Annotated in this window: 9 protein-coding genes; 4 read left to right on the top strand and 5 right to left on the bottom strand. The window is 70.2% G+C overall.

Features of this window, described 5'->3' with window-relative positions; translation table 11 throughout:
* Window positions 1–231: 231 nt before the first annotated feature.
* From ACLJQF_RS44800 to ACLJQF_RS44785, 4 genes are read right to left on the bottom strand one after another with little or no spacing between them, the layout of a single operon-like run.
* On the bottom strand, window positions 232–1,191 hold the full coding sequence (locus ACLJQF_RS44800) for a glycine betaine ABC transporter substrate-binding protein (RefSeq protein ID WP_410616415.1): 960 nt from the start codon (window positions 1,189–1,191) through the stop codon (window positions 232–234).
* Window positions 1,188–1,967 (bottom strand): ABC transporter permease, encoded by a 780-nt coding sequence (locus tag ACLJQF_RS44795; RefSeq protein ID WP_410616414.1) that lies wholly within the window; start codon window positions 1,965–1,967, stop codon window positions 1,188–1,190. Before ACLJQF_RS44795 ends, ACLJQF_RS44800 begins: the two co-directional genes overlap by 4 nt.
* A complete protein-coding gene (locus ACLJQF_RS44790; protein ID WP_410616413.1) occupies window positions 1,964–3,130 on the bottom strand; it encodes an ATP-binding cassette domain-containing protein in 1,167 nt (388 codons plus the stop codon). The genes ACLJQF_RS44795 and ACLJQF_RS44790 overlap by 4 nt, the downstream gene beginning before the upstream one ends.
* Window positions 3,123–3,770, bottom strand: a complete 648-nt coding sequence (locus ACLJQF_RS44785; protein ID WP_410616412.1) for an ABC transporter permease — start codon at window positions 3,768–3,770, stop codon at window positions 3,123–3,125. Before ACLJQF_RS44785 ends, ACLJQF_RS44790 begins: the two co-directional genes overlap by 8 nt.
* A 292-nt stretch (window positions 3,771–4,062) precedes the next feature.
* On the opposite strand from ACLJQF_RS44785, the gene ACLJQF_RS44780 reads away from it, so the two are divergent.
* The 4 genes from ACLJQF_RS44780 to ACLJQF_RS44765 all read left to right on the top strand — a co-directional run bounded on the left by ACLJQF_RS44780 (window position 4,063) and on the right by ACLJQF_RS44765 (window position 7,128).
* Window positions 4,063–4,557, top strand: a complete 495-nt coding sequence (locus ACLJQF_RS44780; RefSeq protein WP_410616420.1) for a hypothetical protein — start codon at window positions 4,063–4,065, stop codon at window positions 4,555–4,557.
* A 112-nt stretch (window positions 4,558–4,669) separates the two neighbouring features.
* Window positions 4,670–5,425 carry a YcnI family protein gene (locus ACLJQF_RS44775; RefSeq protein ID WP_410616411.1) on the top strand — a complete coding sequence of 252 codons (756 nt, stop codon included), beginning with the start codon at window positions 4,670–4,672 and terminating at the stop codon, window positions 5,423–5,425.
* A 102-nt stretch (window positions 5,426–5,527) separates the two neighbouring features.
* Window positions 5,528–6,094, top strand: coding sequence for a copper resistance protein CopC (locus tag ACLJQF_RS44770; RefSeq protein WP_410616419.1), 567 nt, complete (start codon window positions 5,528–5,530; stop codon window positions 6,092–6,094).
* Window positions 6,095–6,099: 5 nt separating this feature from the next.
* A complete protein-coding gene (locus tag ACLJQF_RS44765; protein WP_410616410.1) occupies window positions 6,100–7,128 on the top strand; it encodes a copper resistance D family protein in 1,029 nt (342 codons plus the stop codon).
* A gap of 211 nt (window positions 7,129–7,339) precedes the next feature.
* Here ACLJQF_RS44765 and ACLJQF_RS44760 read toward each other — a convergent pair whose 3' ends face one another.
* Entirely contained in the window at window positions 7,340–8,227 is an 888-nt protein-coding gene (locus tag ACLJQF_RS44760; protein WP_410616409.1) for a phosphotransferase enzyme family protein, read from the bottom strand.
* Between the last annotated feature and the right edge of the window lies 1 nt (window position 8,228).

Below are 8,228 nucleotides of genomic sequence, written 5' to 3'. Positions count from 1 at the left end.
CGGCCAGCACGTCACCCTCCAACCCCACGCCGCCTAACCCCTTCACCCCGGGCCCCGGCTCCGCTGCGCTACGCCGGGGGCGCTACCGCGCGCCCACAGTCACCTCGATTTACGAGCCAGGACCTCGGAGGTCCTGAATGAGTCATTCAAGACAGCGGCGACCACCCCGGCCGGCACCGCGAAACTGTCGGTGCCGGCCGGTAGAGTCGAAAACGGGGGGCGCCCCGCGGGCTACTGCACGAAGCCCTTCTTGACCATCCAGTCGTGGGCGACCTTGCCCGCGTCCTGGCCGTCGACGTCGACCTGTTTGCAGAGCTCGATCATCTGCTCGTTGTCGATCGCCGCGCTCACCTTCTCCAGCGGGCCACGGACGTCCGGGTGCTGCTTCAGCCACTCCGTCCGCAGCGTTGCCACCGCGTTGTACTGGGGGAACGCTTTCTTGTCGTCCTCCAGCACCCGCAGGTTCAACCCCGAAATGCGGCCGTCGGTGGTGAAGACCTCGCCCACCGGGCAGGTTCCGCTCGCCACCGCCGAATAGATGGTGCCGATGCCGAAGTTCTTCACCGTCGGTTTCTGGAAGCCGTAGGCCCGCACGGCCGCCGGGAAGCCGTCCTGGCGGCTGGTGAACTCCGTCTCCAGGCAGAACACCGCCTGGTCCGGCTTCTGCTTGATGAACGCCGCCAGGTCGGACGTCGTCTTCAGGTTGTTCTGCGCGCCGTACGCCTCCGTCACCGCGAAGGCGTATTGGTCGTTCAGCGGCGAGTAGTTCAGCCAGGTGACGCCGAACTTCTCCTCGTCCGCCTTGGCCGTCGCCTCGTACTGGGCCTTCTCGCCGCCCGGCACCGGGAGCTCGTTGCCCTGGTAGTTGATCCAGCCGGTGCCCGTGTACTCCCACGTGACGTCCGTCTGGCCGGACAGCAATGCCTGGCGCGAGGAGTTGGAACCCTTGATGTCGGACAGGTCGACGACGTCCGCGCCGGCCGCCGTCAGGGCCATCTCGGCCATGTACGCCAGGATGATGTTCTCGGTGAAGTCCTTCGACCCCACCGTCACCTTCAGCCCCTGCAGCGACGGGATCGGCTGGATCGAGCCCGGCTTGATGTCGTACGGGACCGCCTGGTTGACCGTCAGCCCGCAGGACGACAGCGTCACCCCCAGCAGCGCCACGGCGAACAGCCTCCGGAGTTTCATCGCAGCCCCTTCGGTCCGAAGAACTGTTCGGCGACCGCGCCCAGCCAGTCCACCAGCAGCGCCAGCGCGACGGCCAGCACCGAGCCGGTCACCAGCACCGGTGTCAGGTTCAGCTTGTAGCCGGTGTCGATGAGCAGCCCGAAACCGCCGGCGTTGACGAACATGCCGAACGTCGCCGTGCCGACCGCCAGCACCAGTGACGTGCGCAGGCCGGCGAGGATCAGCGGGACGGCCAGCGGGAGCTCGACCCGCCACAGCACCGCGGTCGCCGACATCCCGATGCCGCGGCCCGCGTCGATCAGTGCCGGGTCGACCTGCTGGATGCCGACCATCGTGTTCCGCAGCACCGGCAGCAGCGAGTAGAAGGCCAGCGGCAGCGCCGCCACCCAGATCCCGCCGGTCGCGCCGGTGACGATGAACCACAGCACCAGCACGCCCAGTGCGGGCGCGGCCTGGCCGATGTTCGCGATGGCCAGGAAGACCGGGGCCAGGAAACGCGCCCACGGCCGCGTCACGATCACGCCGAGCGGCACCGCGACCAGCACCACGATGGCGGTCACCACGAGCGTCATCAGCAGGTGGTCCCACAACGCGGTGAACAAGGTGGGCGCGTTGAGCGTCTCCTTCTCCGTCGCGGTCAGGCCGCTGGAGAACACCGAAACCAGGGTCACCGCGACGATCACCAGCACCACGATCGGCTGGGCGAACAGCCGGACGCGTTCGGTGCGTTTCGAGCCGGACTCGGTGGTGTAGCCGGTGTCGACGGCTGCTGTCATGCCGGCACCTCTTCGTCGTTCGTGTGCTCCTCGCGCAGCTGCTGGATCGTCGCGATCACGGTGTCCAGCTGGATGGTGCCCGCGTACTCGCCGCGCGCGCCGGTGACCGGCACCGACCCGCCTTCGGCGAGCATCGCCTCGAGCGCGTCCTGCAGCGTCGACTGCAGGCTGACGACGTCGCGCAGCGGCCTGCCGACGTTGGCCAGCGAAGACGCCGAAGTGAGCTCGCGGACGTGCACCCACCGCGTCGGACGGCGGCGCGCGTCCAGCACAAGCGCGAAGTGCTTGCGCGAGGCCTGGAGCTTCTCCCGGACCGAGGCGGGCGACTCGTCGGCGGTCACGGTGAGCGCGTCCTGCTGGAGTTCGACGTCGCGGACGCGCAGCAACGTCAGCTGCTTCAGCGACGCGCCCGCGCCCACGAAGCCCGCGACCGTGTCGTCCGCCGGGTTCGCCAGGATCGCTTCGGGGGTGTCGTACTGCAGGATCGTCGACTGGTTGCCGAGCACCGCGATCTTGTCGCCCAACTTCACGGCCTCGTCGAAGTCGTGCGTGACGAACACGATCGTCTTCTTCAGCTCGCTCTGCAGGCGCAGCAGCTCGTCCTGCAGGTTGCCGCGGGTGATCGGGTCGACCGCGCCGAACGGCTCGTCCATCAGCAGCACCGGCGGGTCCGCGGCGAGCGCCCGCGCCACGCCGACGCGCTGCTGCTGCCCGCCGGAGAGCTGGCGGGGGAAGCGGTCGCGGAAGTCGGCCGGGTCCAGCCCGACCAGGTCCATCATTTCCTCGACCCGGTCGCTGACCTTCTTCTTGTCCCAGCCGAGCAGGCCCGGCACCACCGCGATGTTCTGCGCGACGGTGAAGTGCGGGAACAGCCCGGCCTGCTGGATGGCGTAGCCGATGCGACGGCGCAGCGTGTCGACGTCGAGCTTCAGCGCGTCCTCGCCGCCGATGGTGATCCGGCCCGAAGACGGCTCGATCAGCCGGTTGATCATCCGCATGGTGGTGGTCTTGCCACAGCCCGACGGGCCGACGAAGACGACGATCTTGCCGGCGGGCACGACCATCGAGAAGTCGTCGACGGCCGGCTCACGGGTGCCCGGGTACCGCTTGGTGACGTGCTCCAGCTCGATCTCGACGCCGGAGACTTCCTCGTTCTCAGCCACGGACACCCCTAGAGATGGTGAAGCGCTTGATCAGGACGTAGACGCCGTCGAGCAGCAGGGCGAGGATGACCACCCCGACCGTGCCGGTGACGGCTTGGTTGAGGGAGTTCGTGCTCCCCGCGTTCGTGAGCCCGGAGAAGACCTCGGCACCGAAGCCGGGCCCCTTCGCGTAGGCGGCGATCACGGCGATGCCCATCAGCATCTGCGTGGCCACCCGCATGCCGGTGAGGATCGCCGGCCAGGCCAGCCGCAGCTCGACCCGGGTGAGCACGCCGAAGCGGCTCATCCCGATGCCGCGGGCGGCGTCGGTGATCGCCGGGTCGACGCTGTCGAGCCCGACGATGGTGTTGCGGACGATCGGCAGGAGGCCGTAGAGCACCAGCGCGATCACGGCCGTCGTCGGACCGAGCCCCGAGATGGGGATCAGCAGGCCCAGGAGGGCGAACGACGGGACCGTCAAGATGGTGCTCGCCAGCGCCGTGGCCACCGCCGAACCGATCGGGCTGCGGTACACCGCGACCCCGATCAGCACGCCGAGGACCGCGGCCAGGATCGTGCACTGCACCACCATGCTGGTGTGCAGGTAAGCCTCCAGCCACAGCTTGCTCGCCCGGTCGGAGATGTAGTCGAAGAGGTTCATCCGTGTCGCTCTCCTGCCCTTCGCGCCGGCCCTTCACCCGAACGGGCTAGTTCCTGACCGACGGCTCAGTACCCACGACACGGCCGGCCCAAACCCCCGTCTCCGGCCCACCGTGGCCTACCGGCCGGAGATCGGCAACAAATTGGCTGAACCAGGACGTGGCGCAGGACGTGAACTCGGTGTGTGCTCAGTTCACGGGATCACACGCTCACGACGGAGCGGGTCCCTTAGGCTGCTCTTCATGAGCGATCCGGCCCGGCGTCCCGCCGTGCTCGGAGCTACCCGTGGCGTGTTGCTCGCAGTGAGCGCGGGAGCACTCTCCGTCACCGCACACCGGCTCGCCGACGGTGGGCTGCCGGATCCGGCGATGACCATCCTGCTCACCGGCCTGTTCGGCTGGACCGCGGCCGCGCTCACCCGCAAGGCACGCGGCCCGGTCGCCACGATCGCCCTGCTGGGGGCCGCCCAGCTGGTGATGCACCTGCTGCTCACCACGCTCGCCGGTCACTACGCCGGGCACGCGATGCCGGGCACCACCGGGCTCGGCATGACCGCCGCGCACGCGATCGCGACCGTGCTCACCGCACTGCTGCTCGCCCGCGCGGACACGATGCTCCTCACGGTGCTCGCCGTGCTGCGCGCGATTCTCCCGCGGCTGCTCACCCCGCTGCCGGTGCCGGCCACGGCGCCCGCGCCCGTCCCGGCCCGCGTGACCGGCCCGGACCACCTCGTCGGCGTCGACCTGCGCCGGATCCGCGGGCGGCGCGGCCCGCCCAGCCACTCCTGAACCCCAGCGTCCCCCGAAACGGCCGTTCGACCGAGGGGGCACTTTCACGTGAAAGTGCCCCCTCCCTCGAACCGGGCCGTCCCCGATATTTGCGTTCATCAGGAGTGAACCCATGTCCCAGCACGTCTTCAAGCGCGCCGGTTTCCTCGTCGCCGCCGTCGGTGTCGCCGGTCTTCTCGGCACCGGCGCCGCGTCCGCGCACGTCACCGCCAACGTCTACGGCCCGCAGCCCACGAAGGGCGGCTACGCGGCGATCGTCTTCCGCGTGCCGAGCGAGGAGAAGGACCCGATCACCACCACGAAGGTCGCCGTCGACTTCAAGGCGGACTACGGCATCGGCTCGGTCCGCACCAAGCCGATCCCCGGCTGGACCGCCCAGGTGACGAAGTCGAAGCTGCCCACCCCGATCACCAAGGACAACGGGACGCAGATCACCGAAGCCGTCACCGCGGTCACCTGGACCGCGCAGCCGGGCAGCGAGCTCAAGGCCACCGACTACCAGGAGTTCTCGGTCTCCTTCGGCCCGCTGCCGACCAATGTGGACCAGGTGGAGTTCCCCGCCCACCAGACCTACAGCGACGGCAAGGTCGTCGACTGGAACCAGGCGACCCCGCCCGGCGGCGAGGAGCCGGAGCACCCGGCGCCGGTCGTGAAGCTGGCCGCCAAGTCCGAAGGCGACGAGCACGGGATGGCCGCGAACACCGCGACCACCACCGGGGAGCACACTGAAGCCGCGGCGGCTTCCGACAACACGGCGCGCTGGCTCGGCGGGGCCGGCCTGCTCGTCGGCGCCATCGGCCTCGGCGTCGGTGCGGGCGCGACCATCCGGGCCCGCAAGGCCACGGCCAAGTCGGGAGGCAACAGCTAAATGCGCAGTGTGCCCATCGGTGCCAATCCGACCGGCAGTCACGGCGGAAACCCTCGCCTGGCGCGGATCGGCCGCGGACCGTGTCCGCCTGCTTTCGGCCGGATTGGTAAGGTGCTCGTCGCGCTGGCGTTGACCGGGGTGGCCGTGCTCGGCACGGCCACCCCGGCGCTGGCGCACAACGTGCTGATCTCCTCGGACCCGGCGAACGGCTCGTCCGTCGCCGCCGGCCCGGCCAAGATCAGCCTGACCTTCGACCAGTACGTGCAGGGCGCGGACGTCAACCAGATCGCGGTGACCGGACCCGGCGGCGGCCAGTGGGCCGAGGGACCGATCGGCGTGGTGAACAACGTCATCAGCGCCCCGCTGCGGCCGCTCGGACCGGCCGGGAAGTACACCATCGGCTACCGGGTGCTCTCCGCGGACGGCCACCCGGTGACCGGTGAGCTCTCCTTCACCCTGACCGCGGCGGGCACCGGCACGCCGGCGACCGTCGACGCGGCCCGGTCGCCGGGTGGCTCCTCGTCGGCGGCGCCGCAGTCGTCGTCGACCGGGGTGCCGATCTGGGTCTGGATCGCCGGCGCCGTCGTGCTGCTGGCGATCGGGCTGACCGTGGCGCTGCGCTCCGGCGGCAACATCAGTCAGGAAAACACCGCAGAGAAGAAGCAGTAGTTCAGATGACCCAGGCCGAGGCCACCACGAAGGTCCGCTACTCGACACTGCTCTGTGTCGTGACAGCGGGCCTGCTGGGCGCCCTCATCGGCGTCGCGCTCACCGCCACCACCCCGGTCCCCGGCGTGGTGCAGCCCGACGCGGTGGTCTCGGCCGGTATCCCGATCGTCCGGGTCCTGCTCGACCTCGCCGCGGTCACCACCATCGGGCTCGCGCTGTTGTCCGTGCTCGTCGGCTACGACCGGCCGAAGCTGACCGAGCCGGTGCTGCGGCTGGCGCGTCCGGCCGGCGTCGCGGCCGCGCTCGTCTGGGCCACGGCCGCGGCCGTCGCGCTGATCCTGCAGACCGCGGAGTACAAGCCGGGCTCGCCGACGCTCTCGGCGGCCGACATCGGCCAGTACATCGCCGACGTCGGCGCCGGGAAGGCGCTCGTCATCGTCGCCGTGCTCGCGCTCGCCCACGCCGGGATCGGCGCGCTGGCGCTGCGGTTCGGCGAGAAGGTGCCCGCGGAGGTGCGCGTCGGGCTCGGCCTGTTCGCACTGCTGCCGCTGCCGGTCACCGGGCACGCGTCGAACTGGAACTACCACGACTACACGATGATCTCGATGGAGCTGCACGTCATGAGCGCCGTCGCCTGGACCGGCGGCCTCGGCGCGATGACCGTGCTCCTCGTGGCGAACCGGACGCTGCTGGCGCACGCGCTGCCGCGGTTCTCGAAGCTCGCGACGCTCTGCCTGGTCATCTCGGCGGCGACCGGGCTGTTCAACGGCCTGGTCGAGATCTCGCTCAACCCGACCATCGGCTTCTGGGCGGCGATCTTCACGACGCCGTACGGCCGGCTGCTCGTCCTGAAGCTCGTGTGCACCGGCGTCATCGCGCTGCTGGGCGCGAACGTCCGCTGGCGCCTGCTGCCGCGGATCGTCCGGCACGACCGCACGGCGCTCGCCGCCTGGGCGACGCTCGAGCTGACCGTGATGGGCCTGGCGTTCGGGTTCGCCGTCGTGCTGACGCGGGCGCCAGTCGTCGCGTCCTGAAGCCTGTCGCCGCAGGTAGGACCAGCTAAGACGTCACGGCGAGTAGCTGCAACTTGCGCATTGGACTGAACGGTAATCCATTGGGGGTGACCGGTCGGGCAGAACTTTCTACCCAGAGCGGACCGCCTTTCGGATACGACGAACGGTCATTTGCCGTCGGCGAATGCACGTGCAGATTGTGGTGTCGATCACACCAAGTGACAGATGACGATCAGCGGTAACGCGTCCACCGCGTGTCGGTCCGCGCGTTCCGGAAGTCGTCCAAGCGCCGGTACAGCTCCGGCCGGACCTGCGGCCGGCTGCGCAGGATGGGCAGCACGCTGGTCGTCAGCTTCAGCTCGCGGATGCCCCGGAGCACGGCGAAGCCGGGCCAGGACGTCACGTCGAAGCCGTACGCCGCGGCGAACGTCCGGTAGCGCACCGGCGGGTCGCCGAACCGCTCGCGACCGACGGCCAGCGGCGTCAGGTCCCATTCCGGCGGGCCGACGCACGAGGAATCGAAGTCGCAGAGCACCGGGCCGTCCGGACCCGGAATGACGTTGCCGGGGTACGCGTCGCCGTGAACGAGGCCCCTGGGCAGCGGCAACTCCAGCTCGGCCAGCTCGGCTTCGAGCTCGGCGCAGCGGTCGAGCAGCAACTCCCGGTCGGCGTCGTCGAGCTCCTCGGCGTCGGACACCCTGGCCCGCACCGCGGCGAACGGCGCCCACTCGGCGAGGCCGGGCGGTGGGGGCAGCGCGTGCACCTGGCGCAGCAGCCGGGCCAGGTCGACCGACGTCGCGGCCCGGCCGATGCTCGGCACCCGGTGCCACACGGTCACCAGGTGCCCGCCGACCTCCAGCGGCTGCTCGACGTCGCCGAGGAGCCGGATCGCGGGGACGTCGTGCTGTTCGAAGTGCCGGGCCACCCGCACGACCGTGCCGACGCGGTGGCGCAGCCGCGTCGAGCCGACGATCCGGACCACGAAAGGAGCCGTGACCAGCGCGTACACCGCGTTGTTGGTGAACCGCAGCAGCCGCGCGCCCGCCGGGTCGAGGTCCAGCAGCGCGCACGTCCCGGCCAGGACGCCACGCAGTTTCCCCGAGGTGAAACGGCCGTCCAAA

Source organism: Amycolatopsis sp. lyj-109, from assembly GCF_046548995.1.
In the GTDB taxonomy this organism is placed as follows: domain Bacteria; phylum Actinomycetota; class Actinomycetes; order Mycobacteriales; family Pseudonocardiaceae; genus Amycolatopsis.
This window is presented reverse-complemented; position numbering and strand designations above follow the sequence as displayed.